Origin of the sequence: Tardiphaga sp. 619_E2_N8_4 (assembly GCF_051810905.1) — a bacterium.
GTDB lineage: Bacteria > Pseudomonadota > Alphaproteobacteria > Rhizobiales > Xanthobacteraceae > Tardiphaga > Tardiphaga robiniae.
In genome coordinates this window covers 5,498,951-5,517,931 of record NZ_JBPWQJ010000001.1, presented here as the reverse complement: position 1 = coordinate 5,517,931, position 18,981 = coordinate 5,498,951, and the positions used below count along the sequence as shown (strand labels likewise).

At 61.3% G+C, this 18,981-nt stretch carries 17 protein-coding genes; 7 read left to right on the top strand and 10 right to left on the bottom strand.

Translation table 11 applies throughout. From position 1 onward, the window contains the following. Position 1 precedes the first annotated feature (1 nt). Both AB8A23_RS26320 and AB8A23_RS26315 read right to left on the bottom strand, forming a co-directional pair. Positions 2-1,285 carry an acyl-CoA dehydrogenase family protein gene (locus tag AB8A23_RS26320; RefSeq protein ID WP_439057648.1) on the bottom strand — a complete coding sequence of 428 codons (1,284 nt, stop codon included), beginning with the start codon at positions 1,283-1,285 and terminating at the stop codon, positions 2-4. Next, positions 1,282-2,109, bottom strand: a complete 828-nt coding sequence (locus AB8A23_RS26315) for an alpha/beta fold hydrolase (RefSeq protein WP_439057649.1) — start codon at positions 2,107-2,109, stop codon at positions 1,282-1,284. Before AB8A23_RS26315 ends, AB8A23_RS26320 begins: the two co-directional genes overlap by 4 nt. A 251-nt stretch (positions 2,110-2,360) precedes the next feature. On the opposite strand from AB8A23_RS26315, the gene AB8A23_RS26310 reads away from it, so the two are divergent. After that, positions 2,361-3,536 (top strand): acyl-CoA dehydrogenase family protein, encoded by a 1,176-nt coding sequence (locus tag AB8A23_RS26310; protein WP_439057650.1) that lies wholly within the window; start codon positions 2,361-2,363, stop codon positions 3,534-3,536. A gap of 161 nt (positions 3,537-3,697) precedes the next feature. Here the strand turns inward: AB8A23_RS26310 and AB8A23_RS26305 are convergent, their stop codons facing one another. Next, positions 3,698-5,200: a flavin-containing monooxygenase gene (locus AB8A23_RS26305; RefSeq protein ID WP_439057651.1), complete on the bottom strand. Its 1,503-nt coding sequence runs from the start codon at positions 5,198-5,200 to the stop codon at positions 3,698-3,700. 117 nt (positions 5,201-5,317) lie between these two features. Further along, the gene (locus AB8A23_RS26300; protein WP_120288976.1) at positions 5,318-5,767 is read right to left on the bottom strand and encodes a cupin domain-containing protein; all 450 of its coding nucleotides are present in this window, start codon (positions 5,765-5,767) and stop codon (positions 5,318-5,320) included. Between the two features lie 267 nt (positions 5,768-6,034). Between AB8A23_RS26300 and AB8A23_RS26295 the strand changes: the two genes are divergently transcribed. From AB8A23_RS26295 to AB8A23_RS26275, 5 genes are all read left to right on the top strand, one after another. Beyond that, positions 6,035-7,063, top strand: coding sequence for an AraC family transcriptional regulator (locus tag AB8A23_RS26295; protein ID WP_439057652.1), 1,029 nt, complete (start codon positions 6,035-6,037; stop codon positions 7,061-7,063). A gap of 86 nt (positions 7,064-7,149) precedes the next feature. Beyond that, entirely contained in the window at positions 7,150-7,911 is a 762-nt protein-coding gene (locus AB8A23_RS26290; protein WP_120288978.1) for an SDR family oxidoreductase, read from the top strand. A 53-nt stretch (positions 7,912-7,964) separates the two neighbouring features. Next, the gene (locus AB8A23_RS26285) at positions 7,965-8,807 is read left to right on the top strand and encodes an enoyl-CoA hydratase family protein (protein WP_120288979.1); all 843 of its coding nucleotides are present in this window, start codon (positions 7,965-7,967) and stop codon (positions 8,805-8,807) included. 264 nt (positions 8,808-9,071) lie between these two features. Continuing rightward, positions 9,072-11,423 (top strand): bifunctional salicylyl-CoA 5-hydroxylase/oxidoreductase, encoded by a 2,352-nt coding sequence (locus AB8A23_RS26280; protein WP_439057653.1) that lies wholly within the window; start codon positions 9,072-9,074, stop codon positions 11,421-11,423. A gap of 137 nt (positions 11,424-11,560) precedes the next feature. After that, positions 11,561-12,811 (top strand): flavin-dependent oxidoreductase, encoded by a 1,251-nt coding sequence (locus tag AB8A23_RS26275; protein WP_175367244.1) that lies wholly within the window; start codon positions 11,561-11,563, stop codon positions 12,809-12,811. Positions 12,812-12,962: 151 nt separating this feature from the next. Here AB8A23_RS26275 and AB8A23_RS26270 read toward each other — a convergent pair whose 3' ends face one another. From AB8A23_RS26270 to AB8A23_RS26245, 6 genes are all read right to left on the bottom strand, one after another. Then, positions 12,963-13,418, bottom strand: a complete 456-nt coding sequence (locus tag AB8A23_RS26270) for a cupin domain-containing protein (protein WP_089267419.1) — start codon at positions 13,416-13,418, stop codon at positions 12,963-12,965. 60 nt (positions 13,419-13,478) lie between these two features. After that, positions 13,479-14,177 (bottom strand): ABC transporter ATP-binding protein, encoded by a 699-nt coding sequence (locus AB8A23_RS26265; RefSeq protein WP_439057654.1) that lies wholly within the window; start codon positions 14,175-14,177, stop codon positions 13,479-13,481. Next, positions 14,177-14,929: an ABC transporter ATP-binding protein gene (locus tag AB8A23_RS26260; protein WP_089267417.1), complete on the bottom strand. Its 753-nt coding sequence runs from the start codon at positions 14,927-14,929 to the stop codon at positions 14,177-14,179. The genes AB8A23_RS26265 and AB8A23_RS26260 overlap by 1 nt, the downstream gene beginning before the upstream one ends. Continuing rightward, positions 14,926-15,915: a branched-chain amino acid ABC transporter permease gene (locus AB8A23_RS26255; protein ID WP_439057655.1), complete on the bottom strand. Its 990-nt coding sequence runs from the start codon at positions 15,913-15,915 to the stop codon at positions 14,926-14,928. Before AB8A23_RS26255 ends, AB8A23_RS26260 begins: the two co-directional genes overlap by 4 nt. 12 nt (positions 15,916-15,927) lie before the next feature. Continuing rightward, positions 15,928-16,848, bottom strand: a complete 921-nt coding sequence (locus tag AB8A23_RS26250; protein ID WP_089267415.1) for a branched-chain amino acid ABC transporter permease — start codon at positions 16,846-16,848, stop codon at positions 15,928-15,930. Positions 16,849-16,950: 102 nt separating this feature from the next. Beyond that, positions 16,951-18,126 carry an ABC transporter substrate-binding protein gene (locus AB8A23_RS26245; RefSeq protein WP_093760644.1) on the bottom strand — a complete coding sequence of 392 codons (1,176 nt, stop codon included), beginning with the start codon at positions 18,124-18,126 and terminating at the stop codon, positions 16,951-16,953. A 339-nt stretch (positions 18,127-18,465) separates the two neighbouring features. Here AB8A23_RS26245 and AB8A23_RS26240 point away from each other — a divergent pair, with 339 nt between their 5' ends. After that, entirely contained in the window at positions 18,466-18,972 is a 507-nt protein-coding gene (locus tag AB8A23_RS26240) for a MarR family winged helix-turn-helix transcriptional regulator (RefSeq protein ID WP_439057656.1), read from the top strand. Positions 18,973-18,981: the final 9 nt, after the last annotated feature.

Below are 18,981 nucleotides of genomic sequence, written 5' to 3'. Positions count from 1 at the left end.
ATTACTCGTCTTTCTCACCGGCCTCGTAGAGTGCTTCTCGGCCGATACGATCCAGACACAGTTCGGCAGTCCATGGCAGCATCAGTGCACCGCAGCGGCTGTCGCGATAGATGCGCTCCAGCGGCAGCGTCTTCAGCATGGCCTGACCGCCGCAGGTGCGGATCGCCAGTGCGGCGAGTTCGTTGGCGCCTTCCATCACGGTGTACTGGGCGGCGTAGGCGCGCAGCACCTGCTCCTTGCTCGGATTGGCACAGGCTTCGGTCACGGCCTGGAACCAGGTCGACTTGAGCTGCTCGAGCTTGATCTGCATCTGCGCCACGGCGATCTGCTTGGTCGGATACATCCGCCGCTTGACCGGCGGCATGCCCGGGATTTCGCCACGGAGATACTTCACGGTGAAATCGTACGATGCCTGCGCGAGACCGACGTAAGTCGGCGACAGCGTCAGGAACATGTGCGGCCAGCGCATCGCGGCCTGGAAGTAGACGCCGCGCGGCATCAGCGCTGCATCTTCCGGCACGAACACGTCCTTGAAGATCAGCGTGCGGGAGACCGTGCCGCGCATGCCCAATGGATCCCAGTCGCCGACGACGGAGACGCCTTCGGACTTGGCGGAGATCGCCAGATACAGCGTGTTGCGGCGCGAAGCCTTCTCGCCCTCAGCGACCTCGGTGCAGAGCACGCCGTAGTAATCGGCGAAGCCCGACAGCGAGGCGAAGATCTTCTTGCCGTTGACGATCCAGCCCCCCTTGACGGGCTTGGCTTCGGTGCCGAATGCAACGCCGCCTGCGGCCGCTGCGCCGCCTTCGGAGAACGGCTGCGAATAGATCGCGCCGTCTTCGACGATACGCTTGTAGTGGATGGCGCGGCGGCGGTGCTGTTCGGCGCGCATCTGGTCATCCATGTCGAGGTCATCGGCGAGTGGGCCGGACCACAGTGTCGAGCAGACATGCATGTTCCAGGTGAGTGCCGTGGCGCCGCAATAACGGCCAATCTCGGCGGCAGCGAGCGAATAGGTCTGATAGCCGGCGCCCGAACCGCCATTGGCTTTCGGGATCGAAATGCCCAGCAGACCCGCCTTGTGCAGGTCCTTGTAGTTCTCCAGCGGGAAGGTGGCCTCGGTATCCCACTTCGCCGCGCGATCGGCGAAGTTAGCCTGCGCCAGCTCGCGCGCCTTGGCGATCAGCCCGGCCTGCTCGTCGTCGAGACGATAGGCCTTCGGATCGAACATCGGCTTGTCGAGAACGGTGCTGTCGAGATCGGGCTTGCTGGCAGGCTTGTTCATGAGGATGACCCCGAAAGGTTGTGGCTGGTTTTGAGGAAGTCGGCGAGCACTTCGTTGAATTCGTGCGGACGTTCGAAACTGGCGAGATGGCCGACGCCCTCGAGTTCGACATAGGTCGACCCGGGCACGAGGCCCGCCATCTTTGCCATCGTCTTTGCCGGCGCGTTGTTGTCTTTCGATCCGGATAGGACTAAAGTCGGTATTTTGATGTCCGCAATGTTCTTGCGCAGATCGAAGCCGATCATCGCCTTCATCGAGGCGCGGTAGGTGTCGGGCTTCACAGCGGCCATGCAGTCGCGTGCGAGTTCAAGGCCGGCAGGATCCGGATTGTCGCCGATCAGGCCTGCCACCAGCTTCGGCGCCATCGAGACCATGGTCTCGCCGCGGTCGAGCGGGCCAAGCCGGGCGTCGATGAAATTCTTCTGCCATTCGCCGTCGGAGCTGCCGAAGGCGGAGGTGGTCTGCGCCAGCACGATGGCGCCGGCGAGATCGGGATAGTCCACCATGAAGCGCTGCACGATCATGCCGCCAATGGAATGGCCGACCAGCACCGGTTTCCTGGCGCCAATCTGCGCGAGAAAGTCCTTCAGGGCTTCGGCGAAGGCCGGGATGCTAGGTGTCTCAAGTTGCTTTGAACCGCCATAGCCCGGCATGTCCCAGCCGATGGCGTAGTAGCGGTCGCCAAACGTTTCGAGCTGGGGGCGCCAGCCGCGGCCGGCACCACCGATCCCGTGCAGAAACACCAGCGGCGTCGCCGCGGGGGAGCCTTTGGCCTCAAAGCCGAAGCGGCCGTCCTTCGTCGTCAGGGCTGCAGAATTTGGCACGCATAGGCCTCCTGTGCTGTCGGACAAGGGTGATCCTAGCATGTCCGAGATATATGAAAAGCGATAGTTTTAGACTTAAAGGGTTGTGGATTGCCTTATCCGGAGGCACGTCGTTGTTAGAGGTTGGGTCTCCGAGTGATGGACCCTGCGCCTGCCGCTTGGCGATGTTGTGATGTTCGGCCATCGCCCTTGTCCGGAATTTCTTTAGGTTTAAAACAATGTCGATTGCCGATGCATCGAGGGAGGAAGCCATGTCCGATCAGTCATTTTTGTCCTGGCCGTTTTTCGAGGACCATCACCGCGAACTGGCCACCGGCCTGTCGCGCTGGGCCAAGGCGACATTGCCCGGTCTGGTCGATCATCATGACGTCGATGGCTCCTGCAAACGTCTGGTGAAGGCGCTTGGTGATGGAGGATGGTTGCGCGCGGCAGTGCCGGCGAGCCATGGCGGAATGTTTCCGACCTTTGACGTGCGCTCGCTATGTCTGATCCGCGAAACGCTGGCCTATGAGACTGGTCTCGCAGACTTTGCCTTTGCGATGCAGGGATTGGGCACCGGCCCGATCAGCCTGTTCGGTTCGGAAGCATTGAAGTCGCGCTATCTACCGCGCGTCGCCAGCGGTGAGGCCATTGCAGCTTTCGCATTGTCAGAGCCCGATGCAGGTTCGGATGTCGCTGCGATGACGACGACGGCGATGCCTGATGGTCCGGATCATGTCCGCATTAATGGCCTCAAGACCTGGATCTCCAATGGCGGCATTGCCGACCAGTATGTCGTGTTCCTGCGTACCGGTGAATCCGGCGCGCGCGGCATCAGCGCATTCGTCGTCGATGCGGACACGCCCGGCTTCACGATTGCGGAGCGGATCGATGTGATCGCGCCGCATCCGCTGGCCACGTTGAAATTCGAGGATTGCCGCGTGCCTCTGGCGAACCGTATCGGCAAGGACGGCGAGGGCTTCAAGGTGGCGATGGCGACGCTCGATGTGTTCCGCTCGACGGTAGGCGCAGCCGCGCTCGGCCTCGCACGACGCGCGCTCGACGAAGCACTGCATCGCTCGGTGACGCGAAAAATGTTCGGTCATACGCTCGGTGATCTGCAACTGACGCAGGCTGGCCTCGCGGAGATGGCCACGTCAATCGATGCCTCCGCACTGCTGGTCTATCGCTCGGCCTGGACCAAGGATCAGGGCGCGGCGCGCATCACACGCGAAGCCGCCATGGCCAAGATGTTCGCGACCGAAGCGGCACAGACAGTGATCGACCGTGCTGTGCAGATTTTCGGCGGTCTCGGTGTGCAGTCGGGCGTCAAGGTCGAGGAGCTCTATCGCGAGATTCGCGCGCTGCGCATCTACGAAGGCGCAACCGAAGTTCAGAAGGTCATCATCGGTCGCGAGCTGATCAAGGCGGCGCAGACGGGGGCGTAGTAGTTAGTCGCCAATCTATCCATGTGTCGTCCCCGCGAAGGCGGGGACCCATACACGCTGGAGATCTGGTCGGAACACAGTCGGGGTAACTCTGCCGTTTGGACCACGTTGACAGTGATTATGGGTCCCCGCCTTCGCGGGGACGACAATGGAGGGTGAAGCTACGTGGCCGCAGCCTCCGCTTTGTAGTTCGGAGCCGACGCAAGAAACCGCGCATAGGCGTCCGCATCCGGCGGCGTGAACTTCTCCACCAGCGCGCTGCGCCGTTTGTTGGTGGCGCCCATGTCGTCGAGCAGTTCGTCGAAATGCTTGAAGTGATAGGGCGCCACACACAGTCCGCCATAGACACCGGCGGCCGGACGCTCAACGCGCTTGAAATGCAGCATCTCGTCCATGTTCCGATGCATCTCGGCTGCCGTCGGCTGTTTCGCCAGCTTGCCGTCGGCATAGCGCACCAGCCAGTTGGCGGCCATTTCCGCCGTCAGCACCGAGCAGAAGCTGGAGTTGAAGCCGACAAATCCCATGTCTGGCAGATCCGGATTGGCAATGACGCGATACAGCCGATACTGCCCGTCGTCCTGGATGAGCTTGTCGCGATATTGCTGCGGCAGGAACGGTACGCCGAGTGTGAAGCCGATAGCCAGCACGGCAACGTCAGCTTCGACGCGCTGGCCTGATGACATCACAATGGTCTTGCCGTCGTAGTGATCGAAGGTACCGCGGATGGCCTTGATGCGTCCGTCGGCAACCATCGGGAAGAAGTTAGGTGTAGCGATCGGTACCGAGCAGTTGATGCCGTCCTCGATACGGCCTTCCGGCACCATGTCGCATTTCTTGAGCTTGAGCTGGGTCTTCAACATGGCCTCCAGCCCGCGCCAGTTGGCCCAGATGAATGGCTTGGCAATGGCGTGATTGAGTCGCGAGAGCGCACTCAGGCCCCAGCCCCGAAACATCTCCTCCTGGGCGCGGATATAGAGGATGCGCTTGAAGTTGATCAGGCCGCCGATGAAATAGGGAATGCGCCAGACCGGCTCGCGATAGACGAAGGTAACGGCGCTGGCGCCGGCATTGACCGAATGCACGGCGATATCGGTGGCCGATTTCGAGCCGCCCAGCACGATGACCTTCTTGCCTTTGACGATGGATGAATCCGTGTGCTCGGCCGAATGCAGGATCACGCCGCCGGCGGCCTTGAACGCGTCTTCGCCGGGATGATGCAGTTCCTTGCGCTCGTTGAATTGCCCGGTGCAGACCGCCACGAAATCGAATGTTTCCTGCGCGGTGTTGCCAGTCGCATCGCGTGTCTCAAGCGTCCAGCCGGGGAGTCTATCATCGCGGCGTTTCATGCTCACGACGGTCGTGTTGAAACGCATCAGCGGGATCAGATTGTAGTCGCGTGCATAATCTGTGAGATAGGCATGGACCTGCGGCCCCTTGGGCCATTCCGGATAGCTCGCCGGCATCGGCTTGTCGGTGAAGCGATAGAGTTCCTTGGGACTCTGGGTCTGCACCTCTGGATAAGAGCGGGCTGGCTCCCAGACGCCGCCGAGGTCGCCGCTGCGCTCCAGCACCGTGACCTTGTGCCCGCGTGCTGTGAAGGATTTCGCGGCGGCAAGGCCGGCAATGCCGGCGCCGATGACGCAAACATTCTTCTGTCTGACCATGGCTCGTCTCCTGTCTGAATGCGGCGTTGGATCGCGGACGTGCGGGTTCGCGCGCAGACGGGTGTCTGCGCGGAACGTCCGCGATGCGTGAAAAAAACTGGGTTCGGCTGTTGACGCCTAGTCGTTGGCTTCCGGTGGCAGGAAGTTCACTTCATGCTCAGCGGAGACCCGCACGATGGCTTCGATGTCGCTCATATTGTGCAATTGCCTGAACAAGGCTTCGAGCTTCTGTGTCGGCGAGACCCAGAACAGCGCGCGGGCCGGTTTGTCCGATTTGTTGAAATAGCCATGCGGAATGCCGCGGGGCAGGCGGACCAGATCGCCGGTATGGGCGCGGACCCACTGGCCGTCGAGCTTGAGGTCGAGAATACCCTCCTGCACTAGGATGAATTCTTCCTGGGTCGGATGGATATGCACCGGCACGAACTGGCCAGGATCGCTGTTGGTCTCGAAGGCAAAGGTGGAGTCGGTCACGGCCTTCGGGAAATAGACCTGTCCAAGGATATTCCACGTGGTGCCGTTATATCCGGTGCCGTTCTGGGTAATGCCTTTTTCAAGTGCCGCCATGGTCCTGCTCCCTTGGGTTTCACGTCTGCAAGGATGCTGCGTGACCTCGGGGTCTGTCTCTAGCCGTTGAACGAATCCGCTATCCAAACGACGAAATAATTACCGGCGCAGGCGGGGCGCGCGTACGCTGCGCTGCACACTCATGTTTGGAAGACGCCGGCCTGCGCATTCGTTGTGCAGCACGGCAATATTTGCGGCGGGGCGCCGACTATGCGGCGTGACGGGACATGGATAGTCTAGGCTTCAAATAACGCAGGCGATCGGACCATGGTGTTGGACGCAGCCGTATCAGGGAATGCCCAGCCGGCCCGCGCCGCAAGGCTTGCGGCGTTCTCCCGCGTCTTCACCAGGGATATCGACGAAGCTGCCGACTCGATCGGGCGCATCTTCTGTCCGCATGCGCTGGACCCCTTGCAGCGCTCCTGGCCGGATTTTCATGCGCTCCATAACTGTGCCGCGTTCGATGGCTTCTCCGTGAACTATGTCTCCTATGGCGGTGCGGTCTCCATCGATCCCGGCTGTCTCGATCGCTTCTTCCTGCTGCAGATCCCGATGCATGGCGGTGCCCGGATCAGTACGGGTGGCCGGACGATCGAGGTATCTGCAGGGCGTGTCGCTTCCTTGCTCTCGCCCACAATGCCTACAAAGATGGTCTGGCAGGACGATTGCGCAAAATTGATCCTGCTGGTCGAACGACGGCTCGTCGAGGAGCGCGCGGCGGCGCTGGCGGAGAAATCCGGAGCGGTCATCGAGTTTGATCCGGAGGTCGACCTCAATACGCCGTTCGGTCTCGCGATCCGGTCCCAGATCGAATATCTGGTCGATCTCGCGGAGCATCGTGGGCCGGGGCAGCAGATCTCGCCAATGATGGCGGCGACCCTGCGTGACTCCGTGATTGGACTGCTGCTGACCGGTCAGCGACATACGCTCACCGACACCATCGATCGCACCCTCGCGCGCCTTGGTCCGCTCCCGTCAGTGCTGAGAAAGGCACGGGACTATCTTGAGGCTCATGCCACCGAGCCGCTCGATCTCGATCGGCTCTCGCGCGCAGCTGGCATCGGGATACGTTCGCTGCAGCTCGGCTTTCAGAAGCATTTCGGCATGTCGATTTCCGATGCGCTGCTCGATATCCGGCTGATGCATTTGAATGCACGACTGCTGCGGGCCGCGCCGGGCCAGCGCGTTATTGATATGGCCTTCGATCTTGGCTTTACCCATCCGAGCCGGATGGCCAGCTTCTACCGCGCCCGCTACGGCGAGAGCCCGTCGGATACGCTCCGCCGCAGCCGCTAGCAGCATGGCCTGCCTGTTTCTTGCAAAAGCTTGAAGTATAAAATAATATCCAGGCCGGCTCATGGAGAGCCTGCGGAAGGTGACGCATGTCCGGATTGTCTCGCTCCCCCCACGCTCTGGTGACCGGCGGCGGCCGCGGCATCGGCCGCGCCATTGCAGCATCGTTGGTGCAGGCCGGCGCGACCGTCACCATCCTGGGTCGCAATCTTGCAGTGCTGAACGAGGTCGTTGCCGCTGATGACGCGCACCATGCGATGGCCGCCGACGTGTCCGATCAAGCCGCGCTGAATGCCGCGATTGCGGATGCCGCGAAACGCCAGCCGATCGATATTCTGGTGGCGAATGCGGGTGCTGCGGAGTCCGCGCCATTCGTGAAATCGGATGCAGCACTGTTCCAGCGCATGATGGACGTTAATTTCATGGGCGTCGTCTATGCAACGCAGGCTGTGCTGCCGGATATGGTCAAGCGCAAGAGCGGCCGCATCGTTGCGGTGGCTTCGACGGCTGGCCTCAAGGGCTATGGCTATGTCAGCGCCTATAGCGCTGCGAAACATGCTGTCATCGGCCTCGTGCGCTCGGTGGCGCTGGAAGTCGCGAAAAGCGGTGTCACCGTCAACGCAGTGTGCCCAGGCTTTACCGAAACCGATCTGCTGGAAGGCAGCATCGACAACATCATGAGCAAGACCGGCCGTACGCGCGAACAAGCTGTTGCCGAATTGGCGAAGCACAATCCGCAGGGCCGTCTGGTGACGCCCGGCGAGGTCGCCGATGCTGTGTTGTGGCTGTGCGGCACTGGCGCCAGTTCCATCACCGGCCAGAGCATCGCCGTCGCTGGCGGCGAAGTCTGATCGAACCGCAACAACAAGAACCGAACAAATTACCGGGAGCCAATATGTCAGTCATGGTCAAGAACAAGGTCGCCAATCCCGTCACGCTGCCGCTGGCCGAGTTCAAGCCTGAGCATTTCCTGCTGGCGGTGGCCGATGGCATCGCGACGGTGACGCTGAACAGGCCGGAACGCAAAAATCCGCTGACCTTCCAGAGCTACCGCGAACTGACGGATTTCTTCCGCGCCTGTGCGATGGATGACAACGTCAAGGTCGTGGTCGTCACCGGTGCCGGCGGCAATTTCTCGTCGGGCGGCGACGTGTTTGAAATCATCGGCCCCTTGATCGAGATGAATACCAAGGATCTCACCGCCTTCACGCGCATGACCGGCGATCTGGTCAAGGCGATGCGCGCCTGCCCGCAGCCGATCGTGGCGGCCGTGGAAGGCATCTGCGCTGGTGCCGGCGCGATCATGGCGATGGCTTCCGACATGCGTTTGGCGGCGACCGGCGCCAAGGTCGGTTTCCTGTTCAACAAGGTAGGTCTCGCCGGCTGCGATATGGGCGCCTGCGCGATCCTGCCGCGCATCATCGGCCAGTCCCGCGCCTCGGAGCTGCTCTACACCGGCCGTTTCATGAGCGCCGAGGAGGGAGAGCGCTGGGGCTTCTTCAGCCGCATCGTCGCGCCTGCAGAGGTGCTGAGCCAGGCGCAGACACTGGCCAGGCAGATTTCCGAAGGCCCGACCTATGCCAACACCATGACCAAGCGCATGCTGTCGATGGAGTGGGCGATGTCGGTGGAAGAGGCGATCGAAGCCGAGGCGGTGGCGCAGGCACTGTGCATGACCACGGAGGATTTCGCCCGGGCGTTCCATGCCTTCGCGAACAAGCAGAAGCCGAAGTTCGAGGGTAATTGAGACACACGCACCGTCATGCCCGGGCTTGACCCGGGCATCCATCTTTGGCGGCAATGCGGGTGGTAAGATGGATGGCCGGGTCAGGCCCGGCCATGACAGAGTTTCAACAAGTCGCCTCGCGCGGGCGCGAGCAAATTCAAGATGCATCGCGCCGACTGATAATTTGATGTGCATCAAAGCCGGCGAATTGCCGGTTTGTCAGGCTTGCCAGGAATTGTTTTAGGTTTAAAATATCTCCATCCAGGCACGACTGCGGAGGTTGTCATGAAGATCGCGATTATCGGTGGCGGGCCGGCGGGCCTCTATTCTGCGATCCTGCTGAAGAAGCAGCGGCCGCAGGCAGAGATCACGGTTTACGAGCGCAACCGTCCCGACGACACCTTCGGCTTCGGCGTGGTGTTTTCCGACGCCACCCTCGATAATTTCGAGAAATACGATCTTCCAAGCTATCAGCGCATCACCCAGGAATTCGCTTACTGGGATGATATCGCCGTGCACTTTCGCGGCACGGTCCACCGCGTCGGCGGCAACGGCTTCTGCGGCTGTTCGCGCCGCACGCTGCTGATGATCCTCCAGGACCGTGCCCGCGAACTCGGTGTCCATCTGCTGTTCGAAGTCGATATCACAGACGAAGCACGTTTCGCCGATGCCGATCTGATCGTGCTGGCTGATGGTATCAACAGCCACTTCCGTAACAAATATATCGAGCACTTCGCGCCCGAAGTAGATTTGCGCTCGAACAAGTTCACCTGGATGGGTTCAACCAAGCCGCTCGATGCTTTCACCTTCCTGTTCCAGGAGACCGAGTGGGGTCCGTTCATCGCCCATGCCTATCAGTATGAGGCAGGCCGCTCGACCTGGATCTTCGAGACCGATCCTGAGACCTTCAAGCGCGCCGGCCTGGAAGGCCTCGGCGAGCAGGAATCCGCCGATCGGATGCATGAGATCTTCAAGTGGTTCCTCGGTGACCACAAGCTGCTGATCAACCGTTCGATGTGGCGCAACTTCCCGATGATCCGCAACAAGCGCTGGGTCAAGGACAACATGGTGCTGCTCGGCGACGCCAAGGCGACGGCACATTTTTCCATTGGTTCGGGCACCAAGCTCGCCATGGAGGATGCCATCGCGCTGCATGATGCGATGGCGAAGGCGCCCACTGTCGAGGCCGGGTTGCACGACTACGAACACGGTCGCCGCGAGGAGGTCGAGAAGATCCAGCATTCAGCGGACGTGTCGCTAGTCTGGTTCGAGCACGTGGATCGCTTTTGGGATTTTGACCCCGTGCAGTTCGCTTTCGGCGTCATGACCCGCGCCAAGGCGATTACCTACGATAACCTGACGCTGCGCGCGCCGGACTTCGTCAAGGAAGTCGACAAGTCGTTTGCGCAGAAGGTGCGCGCGCAGGGCTTCGACGTCGATATTGATAAGCCGGAAGTGCCGATGTTCCAGCCGTTCAAGATGCGGGATATGGTGCTTGCCAATCGCGCCGTAGTGTCGCCGATGTGTATGTATTCGGCGGAAGAGGGCGTGCCGAACGATTTCCATCTGGTGCATTACGGCTCGCGTGCCATTGGCGGCGCAGGTCTCGTCTTCACCGAAATGGTCTGCGTCGGCCGCGACGCGCGCATCACGCCTGGCTGTGCGGGACTTTGGACCGACGAGCAGGAAGCGCAGTGGAAGCGCATTGTCGATTTCGTGCACAACACGTCCGCCGCCAAGATCTGTCTGCAGCTCGGCCATGCCGGCCGCAAGGGCGCGACCAAATTGATGTGGGACGGCATGGACCGTCCGCTTGCCGATGGCGCATGGGACATCGTCTCGGCGTCGCCGCTGCCTTACTATCCGGACAGTCAGGTGCCCGCGGAAATCGATCGCGCCAGCATGGATCGTGTGAAGGCAGAGTTCGTCGCCGCGGCCATCCGCGGCGAGCGCTGTGGCTTCGACATGCTTGAGATGCATACGGCGCACGGCTATCTGCTGGCGAGTTTCCTGTCGCCGCTCACCAACAAGCGCACCGATGAATATGGTGGCTCCCTGGAGAACCGTCTGCGCTTCCCGCTCGAAGTGTTCACGGCGATGCGTCAAGCGTGGCCGGCACACAAGCCGATGTCGGTACGTTTCTCGGCGACCGACTGGGCCGAAGGTGGCAACACCGGTGACGATGCGGTGCAGATCGCCCGCGCCTTCGCCGAAGCCGGTGTCGATCTCGCCGATATCTCGACAGGCCAAACCGTCAAGGAGTCGCGTCCGATCTACGGCCGCATGTTCCAGACGCCGTTCTCGGATCAAGTCCGCAACGAGGCCCGCGTTGCCACTATGTGCGTCGGCAACATCACGTCCGCCGATCAGGTCAATACGATCCTGGCCGCCGGCCGTGCGGACCTCGTCGCGCTTGGTCGTCCGCACCTGACCGACCCGTCCTTCACCATCAAGGCGGCCGCCTGGTATGGTGCAAAGGATGCCTATTGCCCGCCGCAATATATGCCCGGCAAGGATCAGATTTTCCGCAACAGCGTCAGGGACAAGCAGGATTTCGAAGACCTGAAAATTAAGGCTAAGCCGAAGACCCGCGCCGAGATGCGGGCGGAGGCCGCCAAGCCACTTGCGGCTGAATGACTGGGCATGCGAGTTTATTGATCACAAACGTAGGATGGGTAGAGCGAAGCGAAACCCATGACTGCGGCGCGTATCGTTGATGGGTTTCGCAAGGGCTCTACCTATCCTACGGCATTGTATCGAGTGGAGTTGAGCTGATGAAAGCAATCATCGTGGGCGGCGGCGTTGGCGGTCTGACCACCGCCTTGATGCTGCGGGCGCGGGGCATCAATTGTGAACTCTACGAACAGGCTGACTCAATCCGCGAACTCGGCGTTGGCATCAACACGCTGCCACACGCGATCCGCGAACTCGCTGGTCTCGGTCTGCTCGATCGCCTCGATGCGGTGGCGATCCGCACCGATGAGCTGCATTATCTCAACCGTCACGGGCAGGAAGTCTGGCGCGAGAAGCGCGGCTTCGGCGCCGGCCATGACGTGCCGCAATTCTCGATCCATCGCGGCCGCCTGCAGAGTGCGATCCATCGTGCGGTGGAAGAGCGCCTTGGCGCCGAGGCGATTCACACCGGTCGTCGCCTGGGTCACTTCACGCAAGACGAAGGTGGTGTCACCGCTTATTTCTTCGATCGCAATAACAACCATGTCGAAACCGCGCGCGGCGATATCCTGATTGGCGCTGACGGTATCCACTCCAAGGTTCGGAGCACGCTGTTCCCGAATGAAGGACATCCGGTCTGGAATGGCCTGATGCTGTGGCGCGGTGCGCGCGACTGGCCGGCCTTCCTGACCGGAAATTCGATGATCGTCGCCGGTGGTCTCCATGCCAAGGTTGTGGTCTATCCGATCGCCGAGGGTGAGACGCCGGGCAACCGGCTGACCAACTGGGCGGTGCTGGTGAAGACCGGCGAGGGTGGCACATTGCCGCCGCGCCGCGAGGACTGGTCACGCCCCGGCAAGCGCGACGAATTGATGCCGCATGTGGCGCGTTTCAATGTGCCGCATATCGACGTGCCCGCGCTGATCACGGCGACGCCGGAATTCTGGGAGTATCCCTGCTGCGACCGCGATCCACTGCCATATTGGTCAGGCGGCCGCGTCACGTTGCTCGGCGACGCTGCGCATCCGATGTATCCGGTTGGCTCGAACGGCGCCTCGCAGGCGATCCTCGATGCGCGCGCGCTGGCCGACTCACTGGCCCATGCCGAACATCCGCGCCAGGCGCTGATGGCCTATGAGCGTAAGCGCCTGCCGATGACGGCCGAGATCGTGCGCTCCAACCGTCGCGGGGGCCCGGAGGGCGTGATCGATGCCGTCGAGCAGATTGCGCCGGATGGCTTCGACAATGTCGAGAACGTCCTGAGCTACGCCCAGCGCGAAGCTATCGTGAAGGGTTATGCGCACAAGGCTGGCTTTGCGGCGCAGCCCGGGCTTGCGGTGGTGAACGGCTGATCTAGCTCGCTGCAAATCGAGAATTTAGCTTTCGTCATGCGCGGGCTTGTCCCGGGCATCCACGTTTTGGGCGCCGCTTAAGACGTAGATGGCCGGGACAAGCCCGGCCATGACGTCGATGATGGTATGTGGCCTGAACGAAGAGCCGCGCTTAGGCGCCGGGAGGCGGCGGCAGGAAGTGGATGTTGTATTCGGCAGCGAGCGCCACCACGTCCTCGGGCTTCTGTTCCTTCATATTGTGGATCGCCCAGAACAGGTCATAGAGCCGGCGGCTCGGCGAGACCCAGAACAGCACCTTCGCGTTCTGATCGGACTTGTTGAAGATGCCGTGCGGAATTCCGCGCTGCAGGCGCACCAGATCGCCCGGGGTCGCCGAAGTTTCGGAGCCGCCGAGGAAGAAGTCGAGCTTGCCTTCGAGGATGTAGAGATACTCATCCTGGTCGGGATGGATGTGCGGCGGCACGAAGGTGCCGGGCGGGAAAGTGGCGTGCCACGAGAACGAATCCTCGGTGCAGTTCTTCGGCACATAGGTCTGGCCGAGGATGTTCCAGGTGATGCCCTGCATGCCTTCATTGGCGCGGGTGATGCCGGCGATCTCGGTCTTCATGGTTGGTCCTTCCTTGGGTCACGCATTACGACGCGTCGGGTGGTACTCGAAAACAGTTGATCAAACGTGGAGGAAACGGTCCTTCACGGTGGAGTCGCTTTTCAGTTGCTCGGATGTGCCGGTCCACACGACGCGGCCCTTTTCGATCACTACATGACGATCGGCGAAGCCGGCGAGCGCATCGACATTTTTGTCGATCACCAGAATGGACTGACGCTCGGCCTTGAGCTTCTTCAGGCAATTCCAGATCTCAAGGCGAATGAGCGGGGCGAGGCCTTCGGTGGCTTCATCGAGAATGAGCAGCTTCGGATTGGTCATCAGCGCGCGGCCGACAGCCAGCATCTGCTGCTCGCCGCCCGACAATTGCGTGCCGAGATTGCTGCGACGTTCCTTGAGGCGTGGAAACAGCTCGTAGATCTTGTCCAGCGTCCAGCGTGCCGGCGGATGCCGCACGGCGGCGGTGGCGACGAGGTTTTCTTCCACGGTCAGCGTCGGGAAGATATGGCGGCCCTCGGGCACGAGACCGATGCCCGCCTGGGCGATGCGATAGGACGGCAGCCCGGCCATCGGCTTGTCGTCGAATGTGACGGTGCCGCCGGTTGGATGAATCAGGCCCATGATGGCGTTGATGGTGGTGGTCTTGCCCATGCCGTTGCGGCCGAGCAGGGTAACGACTTCACCGGCATTGATGGTGAGCGAGATATCGAACAGCACCTTGGCCGCGCCGTAAGCCGCCTGCAGATTTGAGACTGACAGCATCAGGCAGCCTCCTCGCCGAGATAGGCGGCGCGCACCTCTGCATTGTCGCGAATGCTCTGCGGCGATCCGGAGGCGATGATGCGGCCATAAACCAGGACCGAGACGCGGTCAGCCAGTGCGAAGACGGCGTCCATATCGTGTTCGATCAGCACGATGGGAAGCTCCTTGCGCAGCTCCTGCAACGTGTTGATCAGTCGCTGCGATTCATCGTGGCTGGTGCCGGCGAGCGGTTCGTCGAGCAGCAGCAGCTTCGGCTTTGCAGCCAGCGCAATGGCGATTTCGAGCTGGCGTTTCTCGCCATGCGACATCTGCCCAGCCGGCACGCCTGCGCGAGCGGCGAGGCCGAAGCGCGACAGCAGGGCCATGGCGGTGTCGTTCAGCGCCGGCTCCTTGGATGCATTGCCGAAGAAACTGAAGCTCGAGCCGCTGCGTGCCTGAACGGCGATGGCGACATTCTCCAGCGCCGAGAAGCGTGGCAGGATCGAGGTGATCTGGAACGAGCGCACCAGGCCCATCCGCGCGCGCTCCGCCATCGGCAGCCGGGAAACGTCCTGGCCGTCAAAGATGATACGGCCGGAGTCTGATTGTGCATGACCGGAGATCTGGTGGATCAGCGTGGTCTTGCCGGCACCGTTGGGGCCGATGATGGCGTGCAACTCGCCGGCTTCGATGTTCAGCGACACATCGTCGGTGACGCGTAGCGCGCCGTAATTCTTGCAGATGTTCTGCAGCTGAAGCGGAGCGCTGCTCATGATTTGCTCCCGAACAGGCCGGTGATGCCCCCGCGCGCGTACAGCACGACGAGGATCAAGATGGGTCCGAAGATCAGCGCCCAGTTCTCGGTGTAATGCGACAGAATATCCGCCAGCAGGCTGAACACCGCCGCGCCGATGATTGCGCCATGCAGTGAGCCGAGGCCACCAAGGACCAGCACAAAAATCAGATCGCCGGAGCGTTGCCAGGCCGTATAGGCGGGGCTAACGAATTCGGTCTGGTTGGCGAGCAGAAACCCGGACACGCCGGCGATCATGCCCGCAATGACGTAGGCGGTGAGCTGATAACGATAGGGCGCAAAGCCGATCGCTTCCATGCGCACGGGATTCTCGCGAATGCCGCGTAGCACCCGACCGAAGCGTGACGCGACGATGGCGCGGAGCAGCAGATAAGCGCCGAGCAGCACGCCGAAGGCGACGTAATACATCGCCACATCGTTCTTCAGAAACTTCGAGCCGAAGAACATGCTGCGCGATGCCAGCGTTAGCCCGTCGTCACCGCCATAGGCAGCCAGCGAAGTGCCGAGGAAGAACAGCATCTGGCCGAAAGCCAGCGTAATCATGATGAAATAGACGCCCTTGGTCCGCAACGAGATCGCGCCGGTGAAGAGAGCGAAGATGAGCGAGACACCGAGCGCCACCGCAAGCTGGATGAAGCCGTCGGTGATTCCGTGGCTGGAAAGGATCGCGACGCTGTAGGCGCCGAGGCCGACATAGGCGGCATGGCCGAACGAGATCATCGCGCCGTAGCCGATCAGCAGATCGAGCGACATGGCGGCGAGCGCCAGGATCATGATGCGCGTGACCAACGCCAGGATGAAGCTCTGCGATCCCCACAGCACCGAGAGCGGCACAAGGGCGAAGATCGCGAAAACGATCAGCGGCAGCACATAGGCGCGGCTGGTACGCAGCGGCGTTGCGAGGGTAGGCGAAGCGGGGGTGTCGAGGTCGACGAGATTGTTCATGGTCTGCTCCCGTTACTGCTTGGACGGGAACAGGCCGGATGGCCGGAAGAACAGCACCGCAGCCATCAGGATATAGATCAGCATCGGCGCAATGGCGCGGCCGGTCTGGCTGGCTGCCGAGGGATCGAGCAGCAGCTTGAGCAGCGTGGGTGCGAAGAAACGTCCGAGCGTATCGACGAGACCGATCAGCAGGGCTGCGATGAAGGCGCCGCGGATCGAGCCGATGCCGCCGATGACGATCACCACGAAAGCAAGAATGAGCACGTTGTCGCCCATGCCAGGCTCTACCGAGAGGATCGGCGCAACCATGGCGCCGGCGAAGCCCGCAAGCATGGCGCCGACGCCGAACACGATGGTGAACAGCAGGCGGATGTTGACGCCCAGCGCGGAGACCATGGCAGCGTTGCTGGCGCCGGCACGCACGAGCATGCCAAGCTTGGTCTTGTTGACGACGAGATAGAGCGCGAGGCCGACAGCAAGACCGACGGCGATGATGACGAGACGCCACACCGGATAGAGCATGCCGTCGGTGATCTCGACCGCGCCCGACAGCGCGTCAGGAATTGCAACATTTAGCGGCGCAGCGCCCCAGATGTATTTCACGGCCTGATTGAGGAAGATGATGACCCCAAAGGTGGCGAGCACCTGATCGAGATGGTCGCGATCATACAAATGTCGAAAGATCAGGACCTCCAGCAGGAGCCCGAAAATCAGGGCTGCTGGTAGCGCCAGTGCGAGGCCGGCGACGAAACTTCCGGTCATGGCGGTGAAGGCGGCGACCAGATAGGCGCCGACCATGTATTGCACGCCATGTGCAAGATTGATGAAGTCCATGACGCCGAACACCAGCGTGAGGCCGGCGGCGATCAGGAACAGGATCAATCCGAACTGCAAGCCGTTCAGGATCTGGACGAGGGCAAGCGTGAGGGTCATCAGATAACTTGGTTTCTATACTGAGATAAACACGGGCCGATAAAACACCGGGCCGTCCCGCCTTCGCGGCAACGGCCCGGTGATGAGTGATCGCCAGGGCGATTACTGCGCAGCGCAGTCCTTGGCGTAGCGATCGCCGTAGTTCGAGAACACCTTCTCGACGATCTCGGTCTGGAACTTGCCGTCAGCGCGCTTGGCAACCTTGGTCAGGAAGAAGTCCTGAACGGGGTAGCCGTTGTTGCTGAACTTGAAGCCGCCGCGGATCGACGGGAAGTCTGCCTTCTTCATGGCTGCAGCCACCTTGGCCTTGTCCGAGAGGTCGCCCTTCACGGCAACGACGGCGCTGTTGATCAGCATGGCCGCGTCATAGGACTGGAAGGCGTAAGTTGCCGGCACGCTATTATAGGCCTTCTCGTATTCTGCCACGAACTTCTTGTTCTGCGGAGTGTCGAGGGTCGGTGCCCAGTTCGAGCCACCGAACATGCCGATCGCGGCATCCTGCTGGGCCGGCAGCGTCGATTCATCGACGGTGAAGGTCGACAGGAACGGAATGCGGTCGAGCAGGCCGGCCTGCTTGTACTGCTTGACGAGGTTCACGCCCATGCCGCCCGGCATGAAGGTGAGCACGGCGTCAGGCTTCATCGATGCGATCTTGGAGAGCTCTGCCTGGAAGTCGAGCGTGCCAAGCGGGATGAAAGACTCTTCGAGAATCTCGCCCTTGAAGTCCATCTTCACGCCGGCGACGAAGTCCTTGCCGGCCTGATAGTTCGGGGTCATCAGATAGATCTTCTTGTAGCCGCGCTTCTGGGCGACGTTACCGAGGATCTGGTGGATCTGGTCGTTCTGATACGACGTCACATAGAAGTACGGATTGCACTCCTTGCCCGCGTAGCTCGACGGGCCGGCATTCGGCGAGATCAGGAAGGTCTTGTTCTCGGTCACCGGCTTATGGATCGCGCCCAGGATGTTCGAGAAGATCGGGCCGACCACGAAGTCGACCTTGTCACGCTCCAGCAGACCCTTGACCTTGGTGACGGCGACGTCCGGCTTGAGTTCGTCATCAACAACGATGACTTCGACGTCCTTGCCGCCCATCTTGCCGCCGAGATCCTTGACAGCGAGGTTGAAGCCGTCGCGCGCCTGCTGGCCGAGCACGGCACCGGCGCCCGACAGCGACACGATCACGCCGACCTTGATCTTTTCCTGCGCCATGGCCGGGATGGCCGAAACGCTCATCATCAGGGCGGCCAAACCGGCCAGTTTGAAAGACTGCTTCATTAACTTCTCCTCCACTCGGCCGCGACAGGCAGCCGAAAAACGTGCCAACCCAAAATTTGCTCTTTTGCCTAGCTTATGCTCACCACGGCGGCAGCCGCAAGCAGCGTAAGTGATCTGCAGGCTCAAGAAATCAGTCGATTTGGCTATGCAAACCGCAGGCCAATTTATTTGAACCTTAAAGAAATATTCAAAATCGACGGTGGTCAAGGCTGCGGCGTTTTGGCTTGCGGTCGGGCGGAAATTCCTTGAAGGTCAAAGGATCGGCGCCGGGGCGGTACGAGATTGTGGATTGCCGGTCTCGTGGCCGCCGCGGGAGCTCCAAGCAGGTAAGATTGCATCATGATTCTCGATTCCGAGACCAAGGCTGTCGAACTTCCCGATGATCACGGCGATGAGCTGCGCCTGTGGCTCCGGCTCCTGACCTGTACGACATTGATCGAGGGTGAAGTCCGCAGCCGCTTGCGCGAACGCTTCGATGTTACGCTCCCACGCTTCGATCTGATGGCTCAGCTCGACAAAGTGCCCGACGGTATGACCCTGTCGGATGTCTCGAAGCGCATGATGGTGTCGAACGGCAACGTGACCGGCTTGGTCGAGCGTCTTGTCGAATCCGGCCACGTCGATCGCCGCACCTCCGACACCGATCGTCGGGTGCAGGTGATCCGGCTCACCAAACTCGGCCGCGCCGAGTTCCGCAAGATGGCCGAAGAGCATGAGACCTGGATCGCCGAAATCTTCACGGATCTGGCGCCGAAGGATGTCCGCGAACTGATGCGGCTGCTCGCCAAGACCAAGGCTTCTGCGCAGAAAGCGGCGCAAAAGGCAGCGAACGGCAAGATGCCGTAAACGCGACGC

Excerpts from the sequence above, each read along its gene's own strand:
- AB8A23_RS26320 (WP_439057648.1), bottom strand. The coding sequence starts at position 1,285 with ATGAACAAGCCTGCCAGCAAGCCCGATCTCGACAGCACCGTTCTCGAC.
- AB8A23_RS26310 (WP_439057650.1), top strand. The coding sequence starts at position 2,361 with ATGTCCGATCAGTCATTTTTGTCCTGGCCGTTTTTCGAGGACCATCAC.
- AB8A23_RS26305 (WP_439057651.1), bottom strand. The coding sequence starts at position 5,200 with ATGGTCAGACAGAAGAATGTTTGCGTCATCGGCGCCGGCATTGCCGGC.
- AB8A23_RS26300 (WP_120288976.1), bottom strand. The coding sequence starts at position 5,767 with ATGGCGGCACTTGAAAAAGGCATTACCCAGAACGGCACCGGATATAAC.
- AB8A23_RS26295 (WP_439057652.1), top strand. The coding sequence starts at position 6,035 with ATGGTGTTGGACGCAGCCGTATCAGGGAATGCCCAGCCGGCCCGCGCC.
- AB8A23_RS26290 (WP_120288978.1), top strand. The coding sequence starts at position 7,150 with ATGTCCGGATTGTCTCGCTCCCCCCACGCTCTGGTGACCGGCGGCGGC.
- AB8A23_RS26285 (WP_120288979.1), top strand. The coding sequence starts at position 7,965 with ATGGTCAAGAACAAGGTCGCCAATCCCGTCACGCTGCCGCTGGCCGAG.
- AB8A23_RS26280 (WP_439057653.1), top strand. The coding sequence starts at position 9,072 with ATGAAGATCGCGATTATCGGTGGCGGGCCGGCGGGCCTCTATTCTGCG.
- AB8A23_RS26275 (WP_175367244.1), top strand. The coding sequence starts at position 11,561 with ATGAAAGCAATCATCGTGGGCGGCGGCGTTGGCGGTCTGACCACCGCC.
- AB8A23_RS26270 (WP_089267419.1), bottom strand. The coding sequence starts at position 13,418 with ATGAAGACCGAGATCGCCGGCATCACCCGCGCCAATGAAGGCATGCAG.
- AB8A23_RS26265 (WP_439057654.1), bottom strand. The coding sequence starts at position 14,177 with ATGCTGTCAGTCTCAAATCTGCAGGCGGCTTACGGCGCGGCCAAGGTG.
- AB8A23_RS26260 (WP_089267417.1), bottom strand. The coding sequence starts at position 14,929 with ATGAGCAGCGCTCCGCTTCAGCTGCAGAACATCTGCAAGAATTACGGC.
- AB8A23_RS26255 (WP_439057655.1), bottom strand. The coding sequence starts at position 15,915 with ATGAACAATCTCGTCGACCTCGACACCCCCGCTTCGCCTACCCTCGCA.
- AB8A23_RS26250 (WP_089267415.1), bottom strand. The coding sequence starts at position 16,848 with ATGACCCTCACGCTTGCCCTCGTCCAGATCCTGAACGGCTTGCAGTTC.
- AB8A23_RS26245 (WP_093760644.1), bottom strand. The coding sequence starts at position 18,126 with ATGAAGCAGTCTTTCAAACTGGCCGGTTTGGCCGCCCTGATGATGAGC.
- AB8A23_RS26240 (WP_439057656.1), top strand. The coding sequence starts at position 18,466 with ATGATTCTCGATTCCGAGACCAAGGCTGTCGAACTTCCCGATGATCAC.